Origin of the sequence: Candidatus Cryosericum septentrionale (genome assembly GCF_003570995.1) — a bacterium.
In the GTDB taxonomy this organism is placed as follows: Bacteria; Caldisericota; Caldisericia; order Cryosericales; family Cryosericaceae; genus Cryosericum; species Cryosericum septentrionale.
On record NZ_QXIY01000018.1, the window covers coordinates 1 to 24,883 of the forward strand.

General features: G+C 57.6%; 21 protein-coding genes. 12 read left to right on the forward strand and 9 right to left on the reverse strand.

From position 1 onward, the window contains the following. A partial coding sequence (locus SMC1_RS04600) for a transglycosylase domain-containing protein (protein ID WP_119085623.1) occupies positions 1 to 1,751 on the reverse strand: 1,751 nt, incomplete at its 3' end. A 103-nt stretch (positions 1,752 to 1,854) separates the two neighbouring features. Next, complete coding sequence (locus SMC1_RS04605; RefSeq protein ID WP_119085624.1) at positions 1,855 to 2,358, reverse strand: hypothetical protein; 504 nt, start codon at positions 2,356 to 2,358, stop codon at positions 1,855 to 1,857. A gap of 205 nt (positions 2,359 to 2,563) precedes the next feature. Here SMC1_RS04605 and SMC1_RS04610 point away from each other — a divergent pair, with 205 nt between their 5' ends. From SMC1_RS04610 to hemW, 3 genes are read left to right on the forward strand one after another with little or no spacing between them, the layout of a single operon-like run. Continuing rightward, positions 2,564 to 5,035 carry an ATP-dependent Clp protease ATP-binding subunit gene (locus SMC1_RS04610; RefSeq protein WP_119085625.1) on the forward strand — a complete coding sequence of 824 codons (2,472 nt, stop codon included), beginning with the start codon at positions 2,564 to 2,566 and terminating at the stop codon, positions 5,033 to 5,035. A 9-nt stretch (positions 5,036 to 5,044) separates the two neighbouring features. Continuing rightward, positions 5,045 to 6,850 (forward strand): translation elongation factor 4, encoded by a 1,806-nt coding sequence (gene lepA, locus SMC1_RS04615; RefSeq protein WP_119085626.1) that lies wholly within the window; start codon positions 5,045 to 5,047, stop codon positions 6,848 to 6,850. Continuing rightward, on the forward strand, positions 6,834 to 7,988 hold the full coding sequence (hemW, locus tag SMC1_RS04620) for a radical SAM family heme chaperone HemW (protein ID WP_119085627.1): 1,155 nt from the start codon (positions 6,834 to 6,836) through the stop codon (positions 7,986 to 7,988). Before lepA ends, hemW begins: the two co-directional genes overlap by 17 nt. A 56-nt stretch (positions 7,989 to 8,044) precedes the next feature. Here hemW and SMC1_RS04625 read toward each other — a convergent pair whose 3' ends face one another. Beyond that, entirely contained in the window at positions 8,045 to 9,103 is a 1,059-nt protein-coding gene (locus SMC1_RS04625; protein WP_165849219.1) for a DUF933 domain-containing protein, read from the reverse strand. A 214-nt stretch (positions 9,104 to 9,317) separates the two neighbouring features. Between SMC1_RS04625 and SMC1_RS04630 the strand changes: the two genes are divergently transcribed. From SMC1_RS04630 to SMC1_RS04670, 9 genes are all read left to right on the forward strand, one after another. Further along, complete coding sequence (locus SMC1_RS04630; RefSeq protein ID WP_119085629.1) at positions 9,318 to 10,061, forward strand: hypothetical protein; 744 nt, start codon at positions 9,318 to 9,320, stop codon at positions 10,059 to 10,061. Then, positions 10,058 to 10,918, forward strand: coding sequence for a G5 and 3D domain-containing protein (locus SMC1_RS11150; protein ID WP_119085630.1), 861 nt, complete (start codon positions 10,058 to 10,060; stop codon positions 10,916 to 10,918). The genes SMC1_RS04630 and SMC1_RS11150 overlap by 4 nt, the downstream gene beginning before the upstream one ends. Positions 10,919 to 10,937: 19 nt before the next feature. Next, complete coding sequence (gene rsmA / locus SMC1_RS04640; protein ID WP_119085631.1) at positions 10,938 to 11,774, forward strand: 16S rRNA (adenine(1518)-N(6)/adenine(1519)-N(6))-dimethyltransferase RsmA; 837 nt, start codon at positions 10,938 to 10,940, stop codon at positions 11,772 to 11,774. A gap of 98 nt (positions 11,775 to 11,872) precedes the next feature. After that, complete coding sequence (gcvH, locus tag SMC1_RS04645; RefSeq protein WP_119085632.1) at positions 11,873 to 12,253, forward strand: glycine cleavage system protein GcvH; 381 nt, start codon at positions 11,873 to 11,875, stop codon at positions 12,251 to 12,253. Beyond that, complete coding sequence (gene gcvPA, locus SMC1_RS04650; RefSeq protein ID WP_119085633.1) at positions 12,231 to 13,604, forward strand: aminomethyl-transferring glycine dehydrogenase subunit GcvPA; 1,374 nt, start codon at positions 12,231 to 12,233, stop codon at positions 13,602 to 13,604. Before gcvH ends, gcvPA begins: the two co-directional genes overlap by 23 nt. An 11-nt stretch (positions 13,605 to 13,615) precedes the next feature. Further along, a complete protein-coding gene (gene gcvPB, locus SMC1_RS04655) occupies positions 13,616 to 15,067 on the forward strand; it encodes an aminomethyl-transferring glycine dehydrogenase subunit GcvPB (RefSeq protein WP_119085634.1) in 1,452 nt (483 codons plus the stop codon). 4 nt (positions 15,068 to 15,071) lie between these two features. Further along, on the forward strand, positions 15,072 to 16,727 hold the full coding sequence (argS, locus tag SMC1_RS04660) for an arginine--tRNA ligase (RefSeq protein WP_119085635.1): 1,656 nt from the start codon (positions 15,072 to 15,074) through the stop codon (positions 16,725 to 16,727). Positions 16,728 to 16,771: 44 nt separating this feature from the next. Beyond that, a complete protein-coding gene (gene rbfA, locus SMC1_RS04665) occupies positions 16,772 to 17,140 on the forward strand; it encodes a 30S ribosome-binding factor RbfA (protein WP_119085636.1) in 369 nt (122 codons plus the stop codon). Further along, a complete protein-coding gene (locus SMC1_RS04670) occupies positions 17,137 to 18,138 on the forward strand; it encodes a DHH family phosphoesterase (protein WP_119085637.1) in 1,002 nt (333 codons plus the stop codon). The genes rbfA and SMC1_RS04670 overlap by 4 nt, the downstream gene beginning before the upstream one ends. A gap of 73 nt (positions 18,139 to 18,211) precedes the next feature. Here SMC1_RS04670 and SMC1_RS04675 read toward each other — a convergent pair whose 3' ends face one another. The 6 genes from SMC1_RS04675 to mreC are packed head-to-tail and all read right to left on the reverse strand — an operon-like array spanning position 18,212 to position 24,882. After that, positions 18,212 to 20,059, reverse strand: a complete 1,848-nt coding sequence (locus tag SMC1_RS04675) for a TIGR03960 family B12-binding radical SAM protein (RefSeq protein WP_119085638.1) — start codon at positions 20,057 to 20,059, stop codon at positions 18,212 to 18,214. Between the two features lies 1 nt (position 20,060). After that, on the reverse strand, positions 20,061 to 21,170 hold the full coding sequence (locus SMC1_RS04680; protein WP_119085639.1) for an FtsW/RodA/SpoVE family cell cycle protein: 1,110 nt from the start codon (positions 21,168 to 21,170) through the stop codon (positions 20,061 to 20,063). Positions 21,171 to 21,179: 9 nt separating this feature from the next. Further along, complete coding sequence (locus SMC1_RS04685; protein WP_165849220.1) at positions 21,180 to 21,809, reverse strand: septum site-determining protein MinC; 630 nt, start codon at positions 21,807 to 21,809, stop codon at positions 21,180 to 21,182. Next, complete coding sequence (mrdA, locus tag SMC1_RS04690; protein ID WP_119085641.1) at positions 21,796 to 23,574, reverse strand: penicillin-binding protein 2; 1,779 nt, start codon at positions 23,572 to 23,574, stop codon at positions 21,796 to 21,798. Before mrdA ends, SMC1_RS04685 begins: the two co-directional genes overlap by 14 nt. Beyond that, on the reverse strand, positions 23,567 to 24,052 hold the full coding sequence (locus tag SMC1_RS04695) for a hypothetical protein (protein ID WP_119085642.1): 486 nt from the start codon (positions 24,050 to 24,052) through the stop codon (positions 23,567 to 23,569). The genes mrdA and SMC1_RS04695 overlap by 8 nt, the downstream gene beginning before the upstream one ends. Next, positions 24,049 to 24,882 carry a rod shape-determining protein MreC gene (gene mreC / locus SMC1_RS04700; RefSeq protein WP_119085643.1) on the reverse strand — a complete coding sequence of 278 codons (834 nt, stop codon included), beginning with the start codon at positions 24,880 to 24,882 and terminating at the stop codon, positions 24,049 to 24,051. Before mreC ends, SMC1_RS04695 begins: the two co-directional genes overlap by 4 nt. Between the last annotated feature and the right edge of the window lies 1 nt (position 24,883).

A 24,883-nucleotide genomic window follows, 5' to 3' on the forward strand; every position in this document is an offset into this window, starting at 1 on the left:
ACCGTGCAGAGTTCGGGAGTGAAGCCGTCGTACCAGGCGTCGCGCCAGTCGTTGGTGCTGCCGGTTTTCCCGGCTGCCTGCAGCCCGCTGATATGCGCGTTGGGTGTGTTCTCATAGACGCCTCTCATCATTGCCTGCACAATCCAGGCAGTGGAGGTTGGCACGACCCGGGTCGCGGCGAAGTTGTGCTCCTCGATTGTCGTGCCGTCCTGTGTTTCGATGCGCCGGATTGGATAGGGCGTGATGCGGACTCCTCCATTGGCGATCGTCGAGTATGCCTCGACCATTTCTAGGGGCGAGACCTCGAAGCTGCCGATGGCGAGAGACACATATGGTTTCAGAGGAGACGTGACACCCATCTTCCGAGCATAGTAGATGACCCTGTCGAGCCCTGTCCTGAGTGTTGTCTTGGCAGCGATGATATTGGACGATTCCTTGATGGCATTGGCCACGGAGATCCGGCCAAACCATTGGTTGGTACCCAGCCATTCCGGGGGACTCCAGCCGCCAAAGTTCGTGGGTTGCGAAGCGACAATCTCGGACGGGAAGGTTACGCCATTGTCGAATGCTGCGGTATAATCAAAGATCTTAAACGTTGAACCTGGTTGTCGAGGTGCCAGCACGCGGTTGAAGTTCGTCTCGTCGTAGTTGGTTCCGCCTACCATAGCCAGAATGTAGCCAGTTCTGGGGTCGACGCTCACCATGCCTACCTGGGGTTGGAAGACCCCAAGGGAATCGCGGTCGCTCTCGACGAACACCTTGTCTTTCTTGGCCTGATCCCAGACCTTCTGGACGGCTGATAGCGCCGCTTCCTGGAGCTTGGGGTCGATCGTCGTATAGATGCGCAGTCCCCCTTGATACAGCATCTCAGCGCCATACTGCTTCTCGACGATGGATTTGACGTAGTCGACGAACCACCCGATGCTTCCATAGGGGGACCGCATGCCGTTCTTGAGCGTGAGCTTCTCGGTCGCTGCGGTGTCGGCTTGCTCCTGCGTCAGGTAGTGGTTGCGCACCATCTTGCGCAGCACGAGTTGCTGCTGCTCGGTGGCCCGCTTCAGGTCGACGTATGGGTTGTACGCTGACGGGGCAGGGAGAACGCCGACGATCATTGCCGACTGAGCTGCATCAAGGTCCCGTGCATGCACGCCGAAGTATCCGAGTGCTGCTGCCTCGATGCCGTACAGACCGTTGCCGTAGTACACGTAGTTGAGGTACATGTTCAGGATCTCCTCTTTCGTATACTGCTTCTCAAGCCTGTATGCAACGATGATCTCCTTGACCTTCCGTGCTATCGTGACGTCAGTGTCATGGAGGATGGCCTGACGTGCAAGTTGCTGTGTCAGGGTGCTCGCTCCACGAATACCCCGTCCGAGAAGTGGGTCGATAAGGAGTCCTGCTATGATGCCGTGGAAATCGATGGCACCGTGGCTGAAGAATCGCTCATCTTCCGAGGCAATTAGCGTCTTGATGGCGATCTCGGAAATGTCCGCCAGCTGTTTGGGCAGGCGGTTCTCAGCAAAGTACACTGACGAGAGAAGGTTATCGTTGCGGTCGAACACCTGAGAAGCCATCGGCGTCTGGATGAACAACGCGCCGACGGGGGGTACCTGGGTGGAGTAGTGTGCAAAAAGGAGAGCGACAAAGGCAGTCCCGGCAATTCCGACTGCCAGTATCGCGACAAGAAGCCATCCGAGTATGGTCTTGAGCGGCGGACGAGCATGATGTCTGGGTGAGTTGGCGTGTTCCATGGTCAAGTGGTGCCTCCTGGTTGTCGACACGGAGTGACGGTACACAGGGTTCTGCGAAGAGCAGACATGGATGCCTGCCGTTCGATTCGGAACGTGTACGGTGCTACCGTGGTGACTTAAGCGTCTCCTTGCGAGCGGCAAAGTCCTGCGAGATGACCTCGAGACGCTTGCGGATATCTTTCAGTGTATCTCGCCGGCCAAGGTCCTTGGGCGACTCGAATGCAGTCTCGAGTTCATCGAGATTATCGTATATCTGTGTTTCCAGTTGATAGACCCTCGACAGGAAATCGGGGTTGAGCTGTTCATCGGTGAAGAACGTCGTATCGCCATATCCGAGAAACTCTACCTTGTCACGCAGTTCGTTCATTGTTCGAAGGATCTTGGAGATGTCATCGACGACCGACGTTTCTGTGTCGTTTGCCTTCTCGATGACGTCAGAAAGGATTTCCCTCAGGTCGTCCAGCTTGAACACCATAGTGTCTCGCACCGTCTTGTCTGCAGTGCGGCGCTGGTCTTTGCCCTGATAGCCCACAAAATTCGGGATGCGAGCTGTCAGTTCTGCAAACCAGTCACGCGGCGTGCTTTCTGCGTCGACCTTGTCATCCATAGCATCCCCCTTTGTTTCCAAGAGCCTACCTTATGGATTCTACATGTGGTGACAGAACAAGTCAAACCATGATGCTGGCCCGCTCTCGCCACAGTCGCCTGTTTGACGAAAGCCATGGGCGCAGTAAACTATCTTAGAAACAGATATGCGGGGGTCCGGCCCCCCTTTGCGTGACAGGCAGTGCCGGGAACGGAGGCATTATTCCATGAACTGGGCAAACTTGACAGAACGTGCTCAAAAGGCCGTATGGATGGCACAGGAGTCGGCCAGCTCGCTGGGTAACGACTTCCTCGACACCGACCATCTGCTGATTGGTCTTGCCAAGCTGGAAGAAGGTATAGCGTATGAGGCTATGGTCGCCAGTGGCATCGATCTTCACAAACTGGTCGACTACGTTTCCGATCAGGTGCGAGGGGTCAAGCATAACAACTTCCTCGGCAGAAATGATGAGATCATCCTCACGCCCAGGGCCAAGAAGGTCCTTGATCTGGCTGAACGCGAGGCTATCAACCTCGGAGACGGGTATATCTCTACGGAACACATCTTGCTGGCGATCGTTCACGAGGGTGGCGGTGTGGGTGTTCGGAGTCTGGAGGATGAAGGTGTCGATGTTTCGAAACTCGTGAACACGGTTCTGTCACTGCGTGGCACCGAGCACACGACGGAGTCCCAGCGCCCGGGTCACCAGCCGCGGCAGCGCACCAAGACGCCGACGCTTGACCAGTACAGTCGCGATCTGACAGAGATGGCTCGTCAGGGCAAGCTCGACCCCGTCATCGGCCGCGATAAGGAGACTGAGAGGCTGCTCCAGATATTGCTGCGACGAACCAAGAATAACCCCGTTCTCATCGGTGACCCCGGCGTAGGCAAGACCGCCATCGTCGAGGGGCTGGCACGGAAAATCGTTGCGGGCGAAGTGCCTGAACTTCTCAAGAACAAGCGCGTCATTTCGCTTGATATTCCAGGCCTTGTGGCGGGGACCAAATACCGTGGCGAATTCGAGGACCGGATGAAGAAGTTTCTGGCCGAGATGAAGACGGCCGGCAACACGGTCATTCTGTTCATCGACGAGCTGCACAACGTTGTAGGGGCCGGGTCCGCAGAAGGAAGTTCTATCGATGCGGCCAACATCCTCAAGCCGGCGTTGTCGAGAGGCGAGCTTCAGACGATTGGAGCCACCACGCTTGGAGAGTACCACAAATACATCGAGAAAGACCCGGCGCTCGAGCGCCGATTCCAGCCGATCGTCGTCAGCGAATCCACCATACCCGAGTCGATCGAAATCCTGAAGGGACTACGCGACAGGTATGAGGCTCACCATCGGGTAACCATTACGGACGCGGCCATCGAGGCTGCCGTCAGGCTCTCTGTGAAGTACATCACGAGCCGGTTCCTGCCGGACAAGGCAGTCGACCTCATGGATGAGGCCGGCGCCAAGGTAAGGCTTGCTTCTACCGTTCCGAGCGACGAATACCGTCAACTGCAGGACGAGCTCGACAAGATCGAGCGAGAGAAGGACGACGCCATTCGCAACCAGGAGTTCGAGAAGGCGGCGGGTCTGCGAGACCAGGAGCGGGACGTTCACGACAAGATCGAGACGATGAAAGGCAGCTCGTTTGTGGCATCGGCTGCACGGGAAGCAGTTGTGAGTCCGGATGACATTCGCGCCGTTGTGGCTCTGTGGACCAACATTCCAGCCGAGCGGCTTGCTGAGGATGAACGAGCAAAGCTGCTTCACCTCGAGGACGCTCTTCGGACAAGAGTTGTCGGGCAGGACCAGGCTGTAGCGCTCATGGCAGAGGCCCTGAGGCGTTCTCGTGCGGGGCTCAAGCATCCTACAAAGCCCATCGGGTCGTTCCTGTTCCTTGGCCCGACAGGCGTGGGAAAAACTGAACTGGCACGCGTCCTGGCCGAGGAGCTGTTTGGCACTGAGTCGTCGCTTATCCGCCTCGACATGAGCGAGTACATGGAGAAGTTCGCGGTGTCTCGCCTGGTTGGCGCTCCTCCTGGCTATGTAGGATATGAAGAGGGTGGACAGTTGACCGAGGCCGTGAGGCGTCGCCCATTCAGCATCGTTCTGTTCGACGAGATCGAGAAAGCCCACCCGGACGTCTTCGACATTCTGCTTCAGATCATGGACGATGGACGTCTGACTGACTCGAGTGGAAGGACGGTCGATTTCCGGAACGCCGTCATTATCATGACGAGCAACATTGGAGGCGGGTTCAATCGGATGGGTGGGCTCGGGTTTAAGCTTCCCGGCGAGGGTGGTGAGGCAGAAGCCCACACTGCGTCCATGATGGACGAGCTCAAGCACAGCTTCAAGCCGGAATTCCTGAACCGGGTCGACGAGATCGTCGTGTTCAACCAATTGTCGGTCGAGGACATCGAGAAGATCGTAGCGATCCTGCTGAAGAGAGTAACCAAGGAGATCGAGGAGGAGGACATGCACCTTCAGTTCAGCCCCGAGCTCGTGTCGTATCTTGCACGCAAGGGCTTCAATCCCGAGTATGGTGCCAGGCCTCTGCTGAGATTGATCCAGCACGAGGTGGAAAACGAGCTGTCATATCGGATCCTGGAGGGTGAGTTCAAGCATGGCGATACCATTGTCGTGACGAGCGACGGCCAGAAGGTGGTCTTCGAGTCAGCACGGAAAGAGCTTGTGCCAGCCCAATAGGCTGGAGTCATGAACCCGAAAAGCATACGGAACTTCTGTATCATTGCCCATATTGATCACGGCAAGTCCACGCTTGCCGACCGTTTTCTTGAGCGAGCCGGCTTCATCCTGAAAAACAAGGGTGATCAGGTCCTGGATCAGATGGACATCGAGAAGGAACGCGGCATCACGATCAAGGCACATCCCATCCGCCTGACCTATACCGGACGAGACGGTTCGCCGGTGGTGTTTAATCTGATTGATACGCCCGGCCACGTCGACTTCAACTACGAAGTCTCGCGCAGCATAGCCGCCTGCGAAGGAGCTGTGCTTATCGTGGACGCGACACAGGGTGTCGAGGCGCAGACTGTTGCCAATACCTACCTCGCGCTGAATCACAACCTCACGATCATCACTGCTGTCAATAAGATCGATTTGCCAAACGCCGACGTGGACGAGACGAAACGGGAGATCGAGGAGATCATCGGACTCGATGCATCGGACGCGTCACTTGTTAGCGCAAAGACGGGGCTCGGAGTGGACGAGCTGCTTCGCGTCATCGAGGACAAGCTTCCGAGTCCTTCCGGCGACGCAGGCGCCCCTCTTAAGTGTCTCGTGTTCGACTCACACTTTGATACCTACAAGGGCGTAGTTGTTCACATCAGGGTTTTCGAAGGGACCATCCAGAAGGGAGACCGTATCCAGTTCATGGCCACTGGCACCGAGTTCGATGTCGTCGAAGTGGGGTACTTCGAACTGACGCCTGTCGTGACGGATGTCCTGACAGCCGGGGACGTCGGCTACTTCGCAGCGGTGATCCGGGTTCCTGCTGAGGTTCATATCGGGGACACCGTGACGAGCGCAGCCCGGCCGACTGCTGAGCCCGTACCGGGGTACAGGCCGGTGCTCCCAATGGTTTTTGCGGGACTCTACCCTATTGATGCCAACGACTATGAGGGGCTCAAGTCATCACTGCAGCGGCTGCAGCTGAACGATGCTTCTCTCACGTTTGAACCTGAATCGTCGGGGGCCCTTGGTTTTGGGTTCCGGTGCGGGTTTTCCGGACTCCTGCACCTTGAGGTCATCACGGAGCGCCTCCGCCGCGAGTACAACCAGGACATTATCGTCACCGTTCCGAATGTGCGGTATCGTGTCATAAAGCGCAATACCGGAGAAGAAGTCCTTGCTGACAGTCCTTCGAAGTTTCCCCCACTGGGAGAGATCGAACGCATCGAGGAGCCCTTCGTCAAAGCCGAGATTGTGGTACCGCATGAAGCTATCGGAGACGTCATGGAACTCGCCAACAAGCGCAGGGGCAAATATGTCAACATGTCCTACCCCGAGAGCCGGCGGGCGATCCTGCAATATGAACTTCCATTGTCCGAGATCATCACGGATTTCTTCGATCGGCTCAAGTCAATTACGAAGGGGTATGGAACGCTTGACTACGAGTTCGCAGGGTACCGCAAAGAACGGCTCGCCAAGGTCGATGTCCTGGTCAACGGAACGCCCGTCGACGCACTATCGTTCATCGCCTACGAAGATGAAGTCCAGCATATCGCAAGGTCGATGCTACAGCGACTGCGCAAGTACGTTCCCCGGCAGATGTACGAAGTTGCGTTGCAAGCCGCAATTGGTGGGAAGATTGTAGCGCGCGAGAGCATCGTCCAGTTGCGCAAGGACGTCTTGGCCAAGTGCTATGGTGGGGACGTCACGCGAAAACGGAAGCTTCTGGAGAAACAGAAAGAGGGCAAGAAGAAGATGAAGCAGATCGGCAAGGTGAGCATCCCCCAGGAGGCGTTTCTCTCCATTCTTAAGCGTGAGTCGGACGACTAGACCGGTCGGCATCTATATCCATATCCCCTTCTGTCGCAGAAGGTGCAACTATTGTGACTTCCTGTCGACAGGAGAGGCAACGGGTGTTCCCAACGAATATGTGGACGCGTTGCTTTCCGAGTGGGGACTGTGGGCTGAGACATTGCGTCGACAGGACCTCGGTGTGCGGTCCATCTACGTGGGCGGCGGTACACCTTCCCTGTTGGAGCCTCTTCAGCTTCGGCGGCTGATCGAGGGGGTGAGGTCTGCTGTGCCGGCAATGCCGGATTGTGAGATCACCATGGAGAGCAATCCGGACAGCCTCGATGCTGCGAGAATTCGGGCGTACGCCGGCGCGGGTATCAACCGCTTGAGTGTTGGAGTCCAGAGCTTCAACGATTGCGCGCTGGAGAGACTGGGACGCCTGCACGATTCGGCCGGGGCCGACCGCGCACTTCAGCAGGCGCGGGAGGCGGGGATTCACAACCTGTCTCTGGACCTCATGTATGGACTTCCCGGTTCCTTGCCTGGTGAAGAGGTTGCCTCGTTGAGACACGCCATCGAGCTTTCTCCGGAGCACATCTCCTGGTACAACCTGACCCTGGCTGCCGGCACCCCGTTGGCCATGTCCGTCGCTGAAGGTCGTGAGGTGATGCCAGACGACGACACGGTTCTGGGAACGATGCGGGAGGGATGGAGCCTGCTTGCGGAAAGCGGGTTTGAGCACTACGAGATCTCCAATTTCGCCCGTCCCGGTTTTGTCTCGCAACACAATCTTGGCTACTGGCTGTTCACCGACTACGTCGGTCTCGGCCTGGGAGCGTCTGGATTCGTGTCAGGCAAAAGATGGACGAATGTCAGTAACATGGCAGTGTACCTCGCTGCCGTTCTGGGTGGCAGGTTTCCTGTCGAGAGCGAAGAGCGGCTCGAGGGTCGTTTTCGGGAAGGCGAGTATGCGATGTTGCGCATGCGCTTGCCCGGTGCCGGCCTCGATTTCGCGACCTTCAGCGAGCTGTTTCGAGACGACGCGCAGGTCGTCTTTCGTGAGGCTTTTGCCCGGCTCATGGGTGATGGACTCATCAGCGTCCTGGAAGACAGGGCTGTATGTACACAGAAGGGCCTCGAACTGAACAACCTCGTGGCCGGGGCACTCATCTGAGGACAGCGAAAGCCCCGGCCATCAAGGCCGGGGCTGATGGCGACGGTCGTCCCCCGTCAGTGAGAAACGTTGAACCGGAAGTGGGCGATCTCCTTGTTTTTCACGATGTAACTTTCACCCTCTATCCGCAGCAGTCCCTTCTCTTTGGCAACCTTGAAGGAGTTGTCGGCTTTACGGAAGTCATCCAGCGAGATGACTTCGGCTGCAATGAATCCGCGCGCGATATCCGTGTGAATCTTCCCTGCGGCACCCCGGGCACGGGTGCCGGTCTCGATGACCCAAGCCTTGCACTCGTCTTCTCCCGCAGTGTAGAAGGTCTCGAGCTTGAGCAGCTGATATGCTCTGCCAATAAACGTGTCGATAACCGATCCGGACAGACCAAATTCCTGCAGGAACTCGAGTTGTTCAGCAGCGGGGAGTTCGGCGATCTCGCGTTCCAGTTTTGCATCCAGCACCATGACCGTTGCATCCACCTGATCTGCAGCAGCCGTGAGGTCCGCCTCGAGGTTTCTGGCCGCGGTTTCGTCCGTCATCGTGATATTGATGACATACATCACCGGCTTCAGCGTAATGAACGCGTAGGAAGTGAGAAGGCTCTTGTCTTCATCAGACAGGCCGAGGCTACGCAGCCCCTTTCCTCCCGAAAGGCATGACTGGGCACTCGAGAGGAGGTCCCGCTCCCGTTCGAGCAGAGGCGTCATTTTCTCCTTTTTCATACGCTCGAGCCGGTGTTCTACGATTTCCAGATCCACCAGAGCAAGGTCCAGTTCGAAATTCTCTATCTGCTCCCTGAGGCTTGTGGCAGAAGCTGCCTGTGTGAATGCGTCAAATACCTCAACCAGCGCCTCGACGTTCTTCACGTCTTTCAGCAGCTCGTTGCGTCGTGAAGCGTTTTCCTGGCCCGACGGTATGCCCGGAACATCAGCAAACTCAACGCTGGCGGGCGTCGTCTTCTTGGGCTTGAAGACCTCGGCCAGATAGTCCAGGTCAGTGTCGGCGACGCCGACAGCCGCGAGGTTCGTCTTGGACTGTGATACCTGCGTGGTTCCCCTGCTCAGTGCTCCGAACAGCGTGGTCTTGCCCGTCTGAGGCAGACCGATTATTCCAATCTTCATTGGCAACTCCTTCTCATATACTCGTTCATGCTTGTGGGCTCTTGTCCAGTATACTTGCGTCATAAACCTGTTTCAAGGATCGCGAGGCAATGAACCTCGCAGGACAGGTGGAACCTGGCCAGGACGGGCTGTTGGGCGTATACCTCGTGCAACCGGCCGATTGACATCGTGAGGCTGACATTATACACTGTTGCCTCTGGAGACAACATATCAGATGAAGATCAAGACGGTACGTGGAGCGCTGCGCGCTGTGCAGCGCAAGATAGTCGCTGGTCACAGGGAGACGGTGACGTACTCCAGTGAACTCGACAAGACCTATGGGCTACTTGCGACGGACAAGGCGTGGTACATCACGCGTCTGCTCCGTGGCGAGGACTATGTCGACTTTGGGGGCCTTTTCCCCGAACTGGCGAAGCAGATTGGCTGGGCGCGAGGAGTAAGGCTCGCCAGACAGGGCCTTTCTGCCGCTATCGGCGCCACTCGGAAGCTGCCGATACACGGCACGGCGTCGAGCATCCTGGTGTTTGTGGACGAACATGGAAGATTCCTCCAGATTGGTCCTGCGACGTTGATGGGGTTCTGTGAGTACATGGGACTCACGACCGGTCGCGGCAACAACTGGTATGCCTTTCCGACGATCATCCTGAGCCCTGTGTTTGGCAGCGAGCGCGACACAGACGAACGGGCTGCACTGCAACGCGCGTCTCTTATCTCCCAGGTCAACAGCACCGAAACCGATGAGGACACACGCAAAGAGTACTTCGTCGATGCCGTCGTCCAGCTTGGCCAGCCAGATACTCAGGCAGTGCTGGACTCGTCCGTCTCTGCAGGGGTTCCGACAACCTCGTTCGACCAGTTCGATTTCGCGGGCGACGGCGCCGTGCTTGCCGTCCTGACCGAGATCAACCGAAACCTGACTCGCATACGCGAGCTGCTGGAGAAGACCTCATCGAAGTGAGGACCGGTCGCGCGCGGCACCTGACCGTCGCTGTGGCTATCATTATCTCTGGAGCATCGCTCCTGTCGGTCCGATCGTCTGCCCCGATGAACCTTCTGGCGCGTCGGGCGGTTCAGGTGACGTCACTGGATGCTGTGCAGATCGCCAGCGATGCAGGTATTGTTCTTGGTCCGGGAGCAGGCGTAGTGGTGCAGGACGTGCGCGGTGGCATCGAATTGGTCACGCACCGTCAGCAGATGATTCGAGTGTTGCGGGAGAAGTCGTCTTCCGATGGAACATGGGATGTCCCGCAAGCTTTCGGTCCAGTGACATTTGTCCAGGTGAGCGAGAGAACGGTGACGGTACGGGAACGGGTTCCGTATGACCTCCGGTATGTGCCCGAGCAGTCTGCAGCCAGGGGACAGGTGGTCGTGTGGACATCCGGCACGGGTGGCGTGCGCCAGCGTGTATTCCGCCTTCTGTACGAGGACGGTGCACTGGTATCGCGGGTCCTGGTTTCCGACTCCTTGGTCGGGCCGCCCGCTGGTGACGCATTGGCTGTCGGGAAGTCCGTCTATCGCGGTGGAGCGACGAACAAGTTCTTCATGGAGGCCACCGCCTATTCGCCGACGGTTCAGGAGACGGATGGCAATCCGTGGATGACAGCCTCGGGGATGAAGTCTGGACGTGGCGTGGTGGCAGTCGACCCGAAGGTCATACCGCTCGGCAGCAAGCTCTATGTGGAAGGCTACGGGTACGCTATAGCCGGCGACACGGGCGGCGCCATCAAGGGCAATCGGATCGACGTGTTCTTCTACTCGTCTGACGAGATGGCGAGATGGGGAAGGCGCTCGGTCCGTGTGTTCGTTCTGAAATGACGAGGAGGAAGTCCACAGCATGAACGCGCTCACGCCAACCGCTCTTCGCGACTTGCTGAACCGGACGGGTGTTGTCCTCTCCAAACGCCTCGGGCAGAACTTCCTGGTCGATGGCAACGTTCTTGCCTCCATGGCTTCACTGTTCCCTTCAGATGAGAACGTGGTGTTCATCGAGGTAGGTGCCGGGGCGCTTGCTCTGACCGGGATTCTCGCTGAGCGTGGCAAACGCGTGGTTGCCTACGAGATTGACGAGCGTCTTCGCAAGGTCCATGACGCCCTTCTGGCCGATGACCCTCTCCGGACACGCATCGAACTGAGGTATGAGGATGCCTTGGAGGCGGACTGGTGTACCCTGGGACATGAGGGAGAGACCCTGGTGCTTATGGGGAATCTCCCGTATCTTCGGTCCTCCGAGACTGTCCTGAAGCTCATTCGAACCGATTGTATCGGGCAAGCCTGCCTACTGTTCCAGCGGGAGTTCGCAACCCGTCTTGCCGCTCATTCCGGGAACGGTGACTACAGTTCGCTGTCTGTCGTGGCCCAGACGTTCTTCGATATCAAGCGGCTGCTCGAGCTTTCGCCTGACGTGTTTTTCCCGCGTCCAGAGGTCAGCTCGACCCTTCTGGGGTTTCTCAGACGTCCAAGCGGATTGGAGGACGCCGAAGTCGCGCCATTCATGCGATTTGTTCAGCAGTCGTTCCTGCACAGGCGCAAGAAACTGGCCGACTTCTTTCGCCGACTTGGTGTCCCGCTTACGGGTGAGTTTGCCGGAACGTCTCAGCTTCGCCCGGAGGTCCTCACGCCCCCGGAGTTCATCGACTTGTTTCGGGCGGTCTCCCAGGTAACTCGCGTCTGATCGAGGGCGTCCAGAGCGCCCGCCGTGTTGCCTTTTCCCTCATCGGGAGTAAAATCTCTCGGTAAACCAAGTCATCTCATTTCGGGAGGTATACGATTATGAAGATTCAGAGCGATGCACGTTATGCGAAGTCGGACGAGTGGGTACGCGTCGAGGGTGGCGTTGCGTTCGTTGGAGTCTCTGACTACGCCCAGGGCAAGCTGGGGGATGTCGTGTTCGTCGGCGACATCTCCGTCGGCTCGACATTGAAGGCAGGAGACCTCCTGACCTCCGTCGAATCGGTCAAGGCTGCCTCAGACGTCTATACGCCCGTGTCGGGCAAGGTTCTCGAAGTCAACCACGAAGTCACCGCGAAGCCTGAACTTCTCAACAGTGATGCGTTTGGAGCCGGCTGGCTGGCGAAGATCGAGCTTTCGAATCCGGATGAGCTGAATGGCTTGATGAGCGCTACTGACTATGCAGAGTACAGAAAGGAATAGGTTCTCGTTCATCCCGGCGACAGGTGGTGAGCAGCAGGCGATGCTGCAGAAGATCGGCCTGCAGTTTGACGACATCGTCAAGTGTTTTGCTGGCAACTCCTGTGTGGAAGGCGGTCTCCAACTCCCCGACGGATTGACGGAGGATCAGATGGTCGAGTACTGGGACACCATGATGTCCCGGAACTCGGGTCCCAGGAAGGCTTCTCTTCTGGGCGCCGGGGCATACATGCATTTCATTCCAGCTGTCGTCCCGCACCTTGCATCTCTCCCGGGTTTCGTCACAGCATATACGCCATACCAGCCTGAGATAAGCCAGGGGACGCTGCAGTCCCTGTTCGAGTTCCAGTCGTTCATGGTGGAACTCACCGACATGGAATTGGCCAACTGCTCGATGTACGATGGGGCCTCGTCGACCGCTGAAGCCATGCTGATGGCTCATCGCGTCAAGAAGGCGGACCGTGTGCTCGTAGCTGCAACGGTGAACCCGAACTACCTGGCAACGGTCCGGACCTACCTGAAACCACGCGGGATTGCCGTCGATGTTGTCAGGATGGATGGCGACGGGCGCGTATCCATGGAAGACCTGGAGCTAAAACTGTCTGCCTCTGCGTGCAGCGCAGTTCTTGTCCAGAGCCCAAACTACTTGGGCATTATCGAAGACCTTGGTGCCATCGGGACAGCCGTCCACGGGCACGATGCCCTGTTTGTCGAATCCTTCACCGAAGCGATGGCTCTGGGACTGCTCAAGTATGGTGTTGGCACCGGAGCAGACGTTGTCATCGGCGAGGGGCAGTCGCTTGGTCTGTCGATGTCATTTGGTGGGCCGCATCTTGGCGTCTTTGCCACCCTGAAGAAGTATAACCGTGAGTTCCCTGGTCGAATCGTCGGTGAGTCCATCGACACAAAGGGTCGCCAGGCATTTGTCATGACGTTGAGAGCTCGCGAACAGGACATTCGACGTGAGAAGGCGACGTCCAATATCTGCTCGAACCATGCGCTCAATGCACTGACGGCGGCCGTGTACCTTGGCAGCGTAGGCGAGTCGGGATTTAGAGCACTTGCCTGTGAGAACGTTGCGAAGCTGCAGAAACTGGTCAGTGGACTTGAAGCGACCGGGCATTTCACCCGTGTTTTCAAACAGAGTCCTGTGTTTAACGAAGCAGTCCTTGCCAGTTCGATCGCTCCCGAAGACATGCGCTCCCGACTGGCGGGTGTGCCGGTGTTCCCACCGCTCGCTCTCGCTGGTGGCGTTGTCCCGGAAGTCCAGGGGATGCCTCATACGTATCTGGTCTGCGCGACCGAGATGCTCAAGGACAGTATCCTTGGGCAGGTTCTCGGCGCATTGAGCTGAGGTGGCGGAAGATGACTCTATTTGAGAAGAGCGTGGCAGGTCGGTCAGCATTCTCGTTTGGGTTCGAGGAGGACAGGGCTGTAGCCGAAAGGTATGTTCCTGAGTTTGCGCGCGCTGCGGTGAAACCGCTGCCACAGGTTGCTGAACTTGACCTGGTGCGCCATTTCACGAATCTGGCCACGATGAACTACGGCGTTGACACCGGCTTCTACCCGCTGGGGTCGTGCACGATGAAGTACAACCCCAAGATCAACGAGCGAATGGCCGCTGATCCAAGGCTGACTGTGCGTCACCCACTGGATAATGCCACAGACAACCAGGGCATCCTACAAATGGAGTTCGAGCTGAAGGAGTGTCTGCAGGAGATCACCGGTATGGACGACTTCACACTGCAGCCCGCATGCGGCGCCCATGGAGAGCTCGCTGGCATGCTCATTATCCATGCCTACATGCGTGACCACGATGCCAAGCGCACGAAAGTGCTGATCCCCGATTCTGCCCATGGGACAAATCCTGCGTCGGCAACGATGGCGGGATTCCAGGTCGTGACCGTTCCCTCCAACGAGCGAGGCGGGGTCGACATGGATGCGTTGGACAAGCTCATGGACGATACGGTGGCGGCCATCATGCTGACCAACCCGAACACCGTGGGACTGTTCGAGGAGAACATCACGCAGATTGCCGAACTCGTGCATGCTCGCGGAGGTCTCCTGTACTACGATGGGGCAAACCTTAATGCTCTCATGGGGCTCATCCGTCCAGGCGATCTGGGGTTTGATGTGGTTCATCTGAACCTCCACAAAACATTCTCCACCCCACACGGCGGCGGAGGTCCGGGCGCTGCCCCTGTGGGCGTCAAGAAATTCCTGGCTGACTACCTGCCGATCCCCGTTGTTGTTTGCAGAGACGGTCAGTACGCTCTGGATGAGAACAGGCCGCACACGATCGGCCGCATGTCGGGATTCTATGGCAATACCGCCGTACTAGCCCGCGCCTATGTGTACATCAAGATGATGGGCCGGGACGGTCTTCTGGCGACAAGCCGGGCGGCAGTCATCAACGCAAACTATGTCAAGGCATTGCTGAGCCCATATTTCCCGCCTGCCTACGACAGGCCTGTCATGCACGAAACGGTTCTGAGTGCAAAGGGCTACGACAAGTATGGCGTGACTCTGCTCGACATCGCCAAGCGTCTCATGGACTATGGGTATCATCCCCCAACGATTTACTTCCCACACTTCCCGCCGTATGCAGAAGAGGTCATGATGGTCGAGCCGACCGAGAGCGAGAGCAAGGAGACGATGGACTCGTTCTGCGACGCCCTCATCAAGATCAGCCAGGAAGCGAAAGAGAATCCGGACCTCCTGCTGTCTGCTCCACACGATACAGTGGTAACCCGCGTCAATGAGACGTATGCAGCTCGTCACCTGGTCACGAGTCATCGTGACAAGAAAGGAACTTGACTGAGTGCTAAACCTACGTGAGACAATAGACCGGCAGGTCAGCCTCGCGCTCAGGGACCTCCTCTCTGCGGAGGAGGCCCCTCTTGCATGTTGCTCGCTGTCCCGCCCCGGCTTTCTCGACTACACGCTCTCGCTTCCCATGAAATTGGCCAGGACATGGCACAGGGCCCCCGTCGTCATTGCACAGGAACTGCAACCTGCTGTCGCAGGCATAGCCTGTGCAGCACTTGCGGAGGCAGTTGCCCCCGGATATATCAACATCCGGCTTTCGGATTCGTTTGTGGCCGATCAGCTTACCTCCATGCTTGGCACAGAGCCTGCTGTGCTGCTCCAGAAGGAGGCGAACGGCCAGAAGATCGAGGTAGAGTTCGTGAGCGCCAACCCGACCGGACCTCTGCACGTGGGCAACGGCCGTGGAGCAGCGCTCGGGTCGGTTCTAGCCACGCTTCTGGAGACCCAGGGATATCAGGTGGATCGTGAGTACTACGTCAACGACTACGGGTCGAAGATGAAGCTCTTCACGGAGTCGATTGCGCACTACATCTTTCCGATGCTTGGGCTGGAACATCCTATGCCTGATGAAGGTTACCATGGGGCATATGTGTCGGATCTGGCGCAAGCCATCTATGATCGAAAAGGGTCGCAGTTGCTTTCCCTGCTTGAAGAGCAGCGCCTTGCTGTCATAGGAGAGGACGGGAAGGAGCTTGTGCTTGCATCGATTCGTCAGGCCCTGGAAGAAATGGGTGTCTCCTTCGACACCTGGTTCTCGGAGCGGTATCTCATCGAGAACGGATGGAACGATCGCGTTCTTCAGCAGTTCCGGGATCGATGTGTCGTGTATGAGAAGGATGATGCCGTCTGGCTGCGCTCGACCGATTTCGGTGACGACAAGGACCGAGTACTCGTACGGCGTGATGGAGAGCCAACCTACACACTCACCGATGCGGCCTACCACTTCAACAAGTTCCAGCGCGGATATGTCAAGAGCATTGATGTCTTTGGTGCGGATCATATAGGACATATCGTCCCCATGCAGGCCCTCATGAAGAGTCTCGGACTCCCCGATGACTTTCTGGAGGTCATCATCTACCAGATCGTACATTTCCTGCGCGGTGGGCAGCATGTCGTCCTCTCCAAACAGACAGGCGAGATCATCGAGCTGGCCGACCTCGTACGCGAGGTGGGCAAGGACCAGGCACGCGTCTTCTTTCTCCTTTCGTCGGCTGACTCTGAGCTGGAGTTCGACCTTGAGGTTGCCAAGGAGAAATCACTCGACAACCCGGCATATTATCTCAAATACACATATGCCAGGCTTTGCAGCGTGGAACGTCAGGCACGTGGCATCGGAGCTTTTGTTCCTTCTGTGGCAAGCCCGGCTGACGTTTCACGGCTGAAGACTCCTGAGGACCGTGAATTGCTGAAGTGCTTGCTAAAAGCGCAGGATGAGGTCGATGACGCCGCAAGGACGAGGCAGCCCCATCGGATCTTGTATCTTGCAAGTGAGCTTGCCAAGTCGGTCAACGCATTCTATCAGAAAGAAAAGGTTATCCAGGAAGACACAGACCTGGCACAGGCCCGCATGCTGCTCGTGCTGGTCTCGCAGCGTCTCCTGCAGGCGTATGCCCACATTCTGGGCGTCACTCTCCCCGAATCAATGTGAATGATCTCCCCGCATCTGTGCGGTGAGCACGAAGTGAGGTATGCATGAAGAACATCCGTAGACTGCGGCTTGAAGCGTTTATACGACGTAGCGTCGAGGGTCAGCTGGTCATGATGGACGACCCCGACCTGCGACTCTTGACCGTGACTCGCATCAAACTGTCAAACGATACGCGGCTGGCGAAGGTGTACGTTTCGAGTCTGTCGAGCGACGAGAGCGGTCAGAAGGTTCTCATGGCAGCCCTGTCCAGGGCCTCGGGCAAGTTCCAGGAGAGACTGGCTGCTGACGTCTCGATGCGCTTTACGCCCCTCCTTTCGTTCCATTTCGATCAAGGGTTCGTGAAGGGCACTCAGGTTGTCGAACTGCTCACTGAGCTCGAGAAGAACGAGAAGAAGGATACTGCGGATTCATGAGAGGGGCCGGTCTTGAGGCAATTGCATCGAGGATTCGCGATGCGAGTGATGTCTTTCTTTTCACCCACGAGTTTGCCGATGGCGATGCTCTGGGCTCTATGGTGGCGCTTACGCTGTATCTGCAGGCAATGGGCAAGAGTGTTCATGCGTTTGTCCCTGGCAAAGTCCAGAGTGTCTATCGATTTCTGGCAACCGATGAATTGCTGAACACCATGTCCGCCGCTCAAGCTACGGCTCGCATCGGTACCGCAGATGTGACGTGTCTCAGTGTAGACGCGGCCGATGTCGATCGTCTGGGTGAGTGGAAATCCTTGTTTCTCTCCGGGGTGGAGCGTCTGGTGATTGACCACCACGATACGAATGCAGGCTTTGGCGAGGTGTTTGCTGTAGATGGTTCGGCCAGCTCGTGCTGCGAGATTCTCTTCGAGCTGTTCAACATGATCGATCCCCGGCTCATCGACGCCAGGATCGCTTCCGCTCTCTATACCGGTCTGGTTGCGGACACCGGATCATTCCAATACGCCAATACCAAGGCTCTCTCCCTGGTGCACGGAGCTCAGCTCATCGAACTGGGCGCGTCGCCCGACGAGATCTCCCGCAGTATCTACGAATGCAAACCATACGGAAGCCTGAGGCTCATGGCTGCTTCTGTAGTAGCTTCGCGCCTGATGTACGGCGGGCAGGTGGTCGTATCCTACGTGATGCGGAACATGCTTGCTGATTCGGGTGCGCTGGATGAGGACACGGAAGGGATCACGGACGAATTGCGGCGCATTGCTGGAACCAGGGCGGTCGTGCTCTTCAAAGAGGCATCAGATGGCTCGATCAAGGTGAGCCTCCGCGGGAAGTATGGGTTCGACGTCAAGCGCATAGCAACCGCGTTTGGTGGCGGAGGTCACTTGCTCGCCGCCGGCTGCACCATCAGGAGTGAGCTCGGCGAAGCCGAAGTGCGCATCCTCGCCGAGCTGGACAGGTACCTGGGGCCTTCTAGAATCTGAAACTTCTGCTGACATCGTAGACCCCCGGCACGTGATACATGGTATCGCCAGTGAGCATCTTGATGATACTGTGTCAAGGGTTTCTGGCGTTGATGAGCGCTGAGGTCGGACAGGGATTCAGATACTCCTGGATGCCGCACGCATGACAACCCGTCTGACGGCATGTGGGGAGACGTTCGCCCTTCTCTGCGGACAGGTATTCCTCGCGGAGGAAGTCTGTCGAGACTCCCGCATCGATGACCTGCCACGGCAGCTCGCTCTTCAAAGGAATACTGCGATATAGGAAGTCGGCGGGGTCGAGGCCTGAGGTGGCAATGGCCCGTTGCCACACGTTGAACGTGAAAGACTCGCGCCAGGCATCGAATTTGGCCCCGTTCTTCCAGGCGGTCTCGATGACGTTGCTGACTCTGCGGTCGCCACGGCTGAGGAATCCCTCGAGGAAGGAGATGTGTGGATCGCCAAACTCGACATGGAGCTTGCCCTTGAAGGGCCTGAAGCCTTTGCGGAGGTGATCGATCTTGGCATCGTAAGACTCAGGCGTATCCTGGGGGCACCATTGAAAAGGAGTATCGGGGCGAGGCACGAATGGGTTGATGCTGAGATTGATGGCGATGTCCCTGCGGAAACCTTTGCCAAACGTGTAGATGCGGCCCACCAGGTCGATCATGGCATCGAGATCCTGCTCCGTCTCGGTCGGAAGGCCGAACATGAAGTAGAACTTGACGAGATGCCAGCCTTTCCCAAAGACGGTCCGCAGCGTTTCAAAGATCGATTCTTCTGTGATGTTCTTGTTGATGACATCGCGGAGGCGCTGGCTGCCGGCTTCGATGGCAAACGTCAACGAGCCTTCGCGTGTCTGCTTGATCTCGTCTGCGAGATAGCCGGGGAAGTTCTCCATGCGGAGTGATGGGAACGAAATGGCTACCTTGTGCTCTTCCCTGTACGCGCGCACGAGCCAGACCAGCCCGGGCAGGTCACTGTAGTCGGTGCTGCTCAGAGATAGCAATCCAACTTCTTCGTAGCCGGTGTTGGCGACGAGTTGCTCGAGCTGCTTCTGGATGGATGCCAGCGATCGCTCTCGGGTGGGGCGATAACAGATGCCGGCCTCGCAGAAGCGACAGCCTCGCACACACCCACGGAACAGTTCGATGACCCCCCGGTCATGGACGAGTTCGCGATACGGGACAATCGGGCTGACAGGAGCAAATGCATCGTCGAGGCTCTCGACAATCCGCCTACGCACGGTCGGGGGGGCTCCGGGCGAGACGGGTTCGGCGACAACGTACGGCGCACCGTTGAGGGCTGGGCGTGTCTTGTACAGAGATGGGACATAAACGCCCTCGACGTTGCGCGCCAGTGTCTCCAGCGCATCGTGACGGCTTGCTCCGGCTGCGCGCGACGCGGCAAGGTTCCGCACAATCTCTGGAAAGAGGTCTTCGCCATCGCCGATACCGAATGCATCCACGAACGCAGACATGGGTTCGGGGTTGAACGTGCAACTGCCACCTGCAATGACTATCGGCCACTCGCTCCGGTCCTGCGACCGCACGGGAAGCCTGGCCAGGTCAAGCATGTTGAGCAGGTTCGTATAAGTGAGTTCCGTACCGAGACTGAAGGCAATGATGTCGAACGAGCCCAGCGGCTGGCGACTTTCGAGAGAGAACAAGGGAACCTCGTGCTCTCTGAGCCATGCCTCGAGATCGTGGAACGGGGCGAACACGCGTTCTACAACGACGCTGTCGATGGTGTTTAGAAGGTGATAGAGGATCTGGATGCCGTGCGACGACATACCGACCTCGTAGAGGTCCGGGTAGCTGAGCGCGACGCGAAAGCGATCTTCCCAGTCCTTATGGACGGCGTTGAGCTCGTTTCCTGCGTATCGCGAAGGGCCTTCGAAACGTTCGAGAGAGTGCATGTCCATGTTAGAACCTCAGTTCGTCGCGGATACGGTAGACGCTGACGACCATGGAAGCGGCCGCAACCTGCGTGAGTAGAGACGATCCGCCATAGCTGATAAACGGCAGGGGGATGCCGGTGACAGGAGAAAGCCCGATGGTCATGCCCATGCTCACGGCGGCTTGCAGAAACCACATGGCTCCTATGCCCACGACGATATAGCGGGCAAAGTCGTCAGTCAGCGATCGAAAGACGAGGAACGTTGACCAGAGGAGCATAATGAAGAGGAGAACCAGCAGCGCACTGCCGGCGAACCCAAACAGCTCTCCGACGAGAGAGAAGACGAAGTCGGCATACTGTACAGGCACAAACGAGAGAGGGGCCTGGGTACTTCCTTTGATGCCACGTCCCCACATGCCGCCGGATCCAGTGGCTACGATGGACTGGATGACGTTGTAACCGTTGCCGAGTGGGTCTGCCTGTGGATTCAGGAAGGTCTCGATTCGTGTACGCTGATATGGCCTGAGGCTAAGCCACAGACCGCCTGCCACAAGTGCCAGGACAAGCCCCAGAACCAGGAGCTGGCGGCCGGTGAGCCGGAAATGAACCAGCATGATGACGGAGATCCCGAGCAGCAGGCTCGCGGATCCCAGGTCCGGTTCCTTCTTGACGAGAAGAACAGACGGCACGACAGCGGCAATAACAAGGAGGATCTTCAGGCCTACGTTGAGCCTTTTCTGGGGCAACGTCAGGATCAACGCGACAACAAGGATAATCACCAGCTTCTGTATCTCACTCGGCTGAAGGCCAAATAACCCCATGATGGAGATCCATCGTCGTGAACCGTACATACCGGTCCCAATGAACAGCACTGCCACCAGCAGCCCCGTCTGTATGACGTAAACCGGGATCGCGAGATACCGGAAAACCCGGTAGTTCACGAATTGCAGCATGACTGCTATGATCAGACTGAGGCCAAGCAGCAGGAGCGTCTTCTGGAAATAGGAGTAATAACTCCCGAAGTGCCCCAGTGTGTACCGCTCCGCAAGGCTCGCGACATAGAACGTCGCCAAACTGAACCCGAGGAGGAGCAGGACGCTTATGAGGAAGAACAGCGGCAGGCGATGGGACTTCACGGGGCGTCTCTACTCCAGAAAGCGTGTTTCGACGTTCAGCCGGCCCTGGGTGGCGCTCGCCACGTAGTAATGGCTCCGTATGCCTGCTGGGGCCAAGTGAAGGATGGCGCTCGCGCTGCCGACGGAAAGTGAAGCGCCACCGGTGACCTCGAGGCACGTAATGACCGCATCCTGGATTCCCTGGGTGCCGGCCAGGACGGTTCCCCTGATAGCGCCGAATACAAAACACGAACGCATCGTCTCGACGCGCGAGCCCTCGAGAACGGAGCCGACCACAACGACGTCCTTCGTCGTTTGGATGACTTCGCCTCTGATCAGATCATGAGCGATGATTAAGGTTGTCTCAGACAGAGGGGTGTCCTTCTTCGATCCCCGTATGCGGTAATTGGTTATGCCGAGGTTGTCGCCCACGACCTTCCGCAGATCCTTTTCCAGCTTGGCTAGTGTCTTGAGGCCGCATGCCCGGTTCTGAAGGTCGACCTGGAGCTTGAGCTGAGGAAGGATGTGATGCTGGGCGGCCGCCTGGATGAGGAGCACGTGCTCGGCTTCCTTCCACTTTGCCTTGGGGTTGACGAGTGCCAGGATTTCCGTTTGGCTTCCCTTGAACACGACCGTGTTCGTTGGACTAGTTGCTGCCATTTTTCCCTCCGTACAGATCAAAGTACTGCTGCAACATGCGGTGAACGAGTGGTGCCATACTGGTACTGCGCACATAGGGCGAGTTCTCGTACATGAGAAGGACCGCCACCTGGGGATTGTCCATCGGTGCGAATGCTAGCACCCACGTATGGTACAGATTCGGCGTACCGGTTTCGGCCGTGCCGGTCTTTGCGCAGATTTCGATGTTCCCGACTTGAATGCGTGCCACCCCTCCGGTCTTCGAAACGAGATTGAGGCCCTTCTTCACGGCCGTCAGCGTGGCATTGCTTATGCCTAGCGTGTCCTGAACGACGGGCGTCGTCTGCGTCTCTGCTTTGGTGACTGGGTCGACCGAAGCCTTCAGGAGGTGAGGGCGCCAAAGGGTTCCGTTCATCGCGATCGAACTGTAGATGGAGATGTTGCGTATGGGCGTTTCCAGCACGTACCCCTGGCCGATGCCCATGTTCATCGTATCTCCTTCGTACCATGGTTCTTTGTATTTGCTGAGCTTCCATTGCGGTGTCGGGACGAAACCGGTCGCCTCGCCAGGAAGGTCGATGCCGGTGGGCTTGTCGATGCCAAACTTGTGCGCGTAGATGTCCATCGACTCGATGCCGGTCAGGCGAGCAACGGTGAAGAAGTAGACGTCGCAGGAGTCGGCATAGGCCTTGTAGAGGTATTCGTTTCCATGACGACCTGGCCAGATCCAGCACTTGAACAGCCGTCCTCCAACCGTCAACCCTCCACCACAGTAAATGATGCTTCGGTCTGTTATGGTGTGCGTTTCCAGCCCCGCTGTTCCGGTGACGACCTTGACCGTGCTCGCCGGAGGGAACGTACCTGCAATTGCGCGGTCGAATAGAGACCCTTTGGCGGACCACGTCTTCCAATCTTGGCTGGAGATCCCGGAGATGAACTTGTTCGGATCAAACGTGGGTGCGCTTGCCAGCGCAAGGAGCTCGCCGTTGCGCGGGTCCATTATGATTGCTGCACCCTGGTTGTCTCCAAGAAGCCCCTCGCACGTCTTCTGCAGACGGGCATCGATGGTCAGGATGATACTCTTTCCAGGCACACCGGGCTTTTCCTGCAGCGTCTTCACGGCTTTGCCGCCGGCATCCACTTCGATGAGTTTCTGACTCTTCTGGCCGCGCAGCAGCGACTCGTATTGCAGCTCAACGCCGTCCTTCCCGATCGTGTCTTTCATGACATAGCCGTCAGCTTGCAGCTTCTTGAGTTCAGTGTCGGCTATTTCACCTGTATACCCGAGGACATGTGCCGCCAACGTTCCCTGGGGATACGATCTCTTGGTCGACATGACGAGTTGGATGCCAGGCAGGTCTGGTTCCTGTTCTGCAAGCTTCAATGCAACTACTTTACTGACGTTGCGAGCGACGGTGATGGGAGTGAAAGGCCCGACGCCAGCCTTCTTTACTGTGTCCTTGAGAGTCTGAAGCTTCACGCCTGTCAGCTGGGCTACGACACCCAGCTCCTGGTCGGAGTTCTTGAGGTCGTAGGTCGTCACGACGATGTCGAACGATGGGACATCGGTTGCGAGAATGACCCCGTTCCTGTCGCGGATTTCGCCCCGTGGAGCATCGGTGCTGATGATGCGCAGACGGTTGTCTTCCGCAACTCCTGCATAGTAGCTGCCTTTGACGACCTGCAGAAAGTAAAGGCGGGCCATGATGCCCAACAAGATCACCGTGAAGAAAACGGTGACCGCAAGGAATCGCCGGGTTTGCCGGAACCGTGGAAGCTTATCCATGATTCTGCTCGAGAGGCGAACGCCTGACCAGATAGCGGGACCCCACCAGCCCTGTGACGGCTGCTGCGACGCAGTACCACGACAGGGCTATGAGACTGGGAGCAGTGTTACCTCTGGTGAAGAAGGCGAGAACGAGTGCCGTGACCGCATAGGCGCCCGTGAAGGTTACGCGAGCGAGGCCAGGTGCAAGTTGTTCGATGTAGGGCGAGGTGCCGACGACCAACAGCAGCAGCAGGGCAGTGGGTAGTGCCTGCGACTGGCTGAAGTACGAAAGAAGGAGTGTATTGAAGAGTCCGGCAGCAACGCCAAAGGGAGTGGGATGACGCACGCTGTAGTAGAAGACAATAGCCGCCGCCACGAGGAAGCTGAAGGCTCCCGCGGCCGGGGTGTGTAACGCGATGCTGCAGAACAACGCAAACACGAATGTCTCCATGGCCAGAACCCCTGCCAGGACGGCATACTGTTGTTTCGAGTTCATTTCGAGCCCTGCGTCACCAGAAGGTAGCGTGTCGCCCAGACGGCTGCAAACGGGCGCAGGACGAGGCGTGTCGCGGTGCCGGTGGTCAGCGCGTCCACTCTGCCGATAGGGATGTTGGGAGGAAAGGTTCCTGAGCTGCTGGAAGTGACGACGATATCACCCGATTGGAACTGGGGCAGTGGTGAGACGTATGATAGAACACAGTACTCTCCGTTGGTGCCCTTGACGAGCACGTCCTCCCCGGTGCGACGGTTGATGCCGGAGATGACGCACCTGCTATCCAGCAGTGGAATCACTGTCGCATTGGACTTGAATGCGCCCCGGACTTTGCCATACACGTAGACTTGGCCCGTCGAGTCTGCGACAAATACTCCAGCGCCGTCGGCTACGCCGAGGGCCGTTCCGTGGTCTATAAACACATCCATGGAGCTCATACCCATTGCCCTTCCCGTCACCTGAGCAAGGACACTCTTAACCGGCAACTGTTGCTGGACCGCCAACTGCGCTTGCAGTCGTTTCAGTTCGTCGTGATCGCTGAGAACGAGGCGCAGGCGAGCATCGAGATACTGGTTCTCGCTGCGGAGGGTCTCGTTCTCAGCGTAGATGCCCCGGGAAAACAGCAGGGCATGACCGTATGCGGCCACACTGTCAGTTGCTGCCGAGACAGCCCCGCCAAGAGTCCGCGCGACGCGTTGGACCCCGCTGAGTGCAAGGTTCCCGAGCGTGACGCCATGGGACGCCAGTCCGATGACGGTCGCCAGCGCGAGAAACAGCGCTATGAACAGCAGGCTAGTGGACCTGCGGGTAGGCTTCCGTACCGGACCGGGCATT

Bases quoted from the DNA above. Each gene is read 5' to 3' on its own strand.
- gcvH (WP_119085632.1), top strand. From the start codon at position 11,873: ATGAAGATTCAGAGCGATGCACGTTATGCGAAGTCGGACGAGTGGGTA.
- SMC1_RS04685 (WP_165849220.1), bottom strand. From the start codon at position 21,809: ATGGCAGCAACTAGTCCAACGAACACGGTCGTGTTCAAGGGAAGCCAA.
- mreC (WP_119085643.1), bottom strand. From the start codon at position 24,882: ATGCCCGGTCCGGTACGGAAGCCTACCCGCAGGTCCACTAGCCTGCTG.
- SMC1_RS04605 (WP_119085624.1), bottom strand. From the start codon at position 2,358: ATGGATGACAAGGTCGACGCAGAAAGCACGCCGCGTGACTGGTTTGCA.
- SMC1_RS04625 (WP_165849219.1), bottom strand. From the start codon at position 9,103: ATGAAGATTGGAATAATCGGTCTGCCTCAGACGGGCAAGACCACGCTG.
- rbfA (WP_119085636.1), top strand. From the start codon at position 16,772: ATGAAGAACATCCGTAGACTGCGGCTTGAAGCGTTTATACGACGTAGC.
- SMC1_RS04670 (WP_119085637.1), top strand. From the start codon at position 17,137: ATGAGAGGGGCCGGTCTTGAGGCAATTGCATCGAGGATTCGCGATGCG.
- mrdA (WP_119085641.1), bottom strand. From the start codon at position 23,574: ATGGATAAGCTTCCACGGTTCCGGCAAACCCGGCGATTCCTTGCGGTC.
- SMC1_RS04610 (WP_119085625.1), top strand. From the start codon at position 2,564: ATGAACTGGGCAAACTTGACAGAACGTGCTCAAAAGGCCGTATGGATG.
- SMC1_RS04695 (WP_119085642.1), bottom strand. From the start codon at position 24,052: ATGAACTCGAAACAACAGTATGCCGTCCTGGCAGGGGTTCTGGCCATG.
- SMC1_RS04630 (WP_119085629.1), top strand. From the start codon at position 9,318: ATGAAGATCAAGACGGTACGTGGAGCGCTGCGCGCTGTGCAGCGCAAG.
- gcvPA (WP_119085633.1), top strand. From the start codon at position 12,231: ATGCAGAGTACAGAAAGGAATAGGTTCTCGTTCATCCCGGCGACAGGT.
- SMC1_RS04675 (WP_119085638.1), bottom strand. From the start codon at position 20,059: ATGGACATGCACTCTCTCGAACGTTTCGAAGGCCCTTCGCGATACGCA.
- rsmA (WP_119085631.1), top strand. From the start codon at position 10,938: ATGAACGCGCTCACGCCAACCGCTCTTCGCGACTTGCTGAACCGGACG.
- lepA (WP_119085626.1), top strand. From the start codon at position 5,045: ATGAACCCGAAAAGCATACGGAACTTCTGTATCATTGCCCATATTGAT.
- gcvPB (WP_119085634.1), top strand. From the start codon at position 13,616: ATGACTCTATTTGAGAAGAGCGTGGCAGGTCGGTCAGCATTCTCGTTT.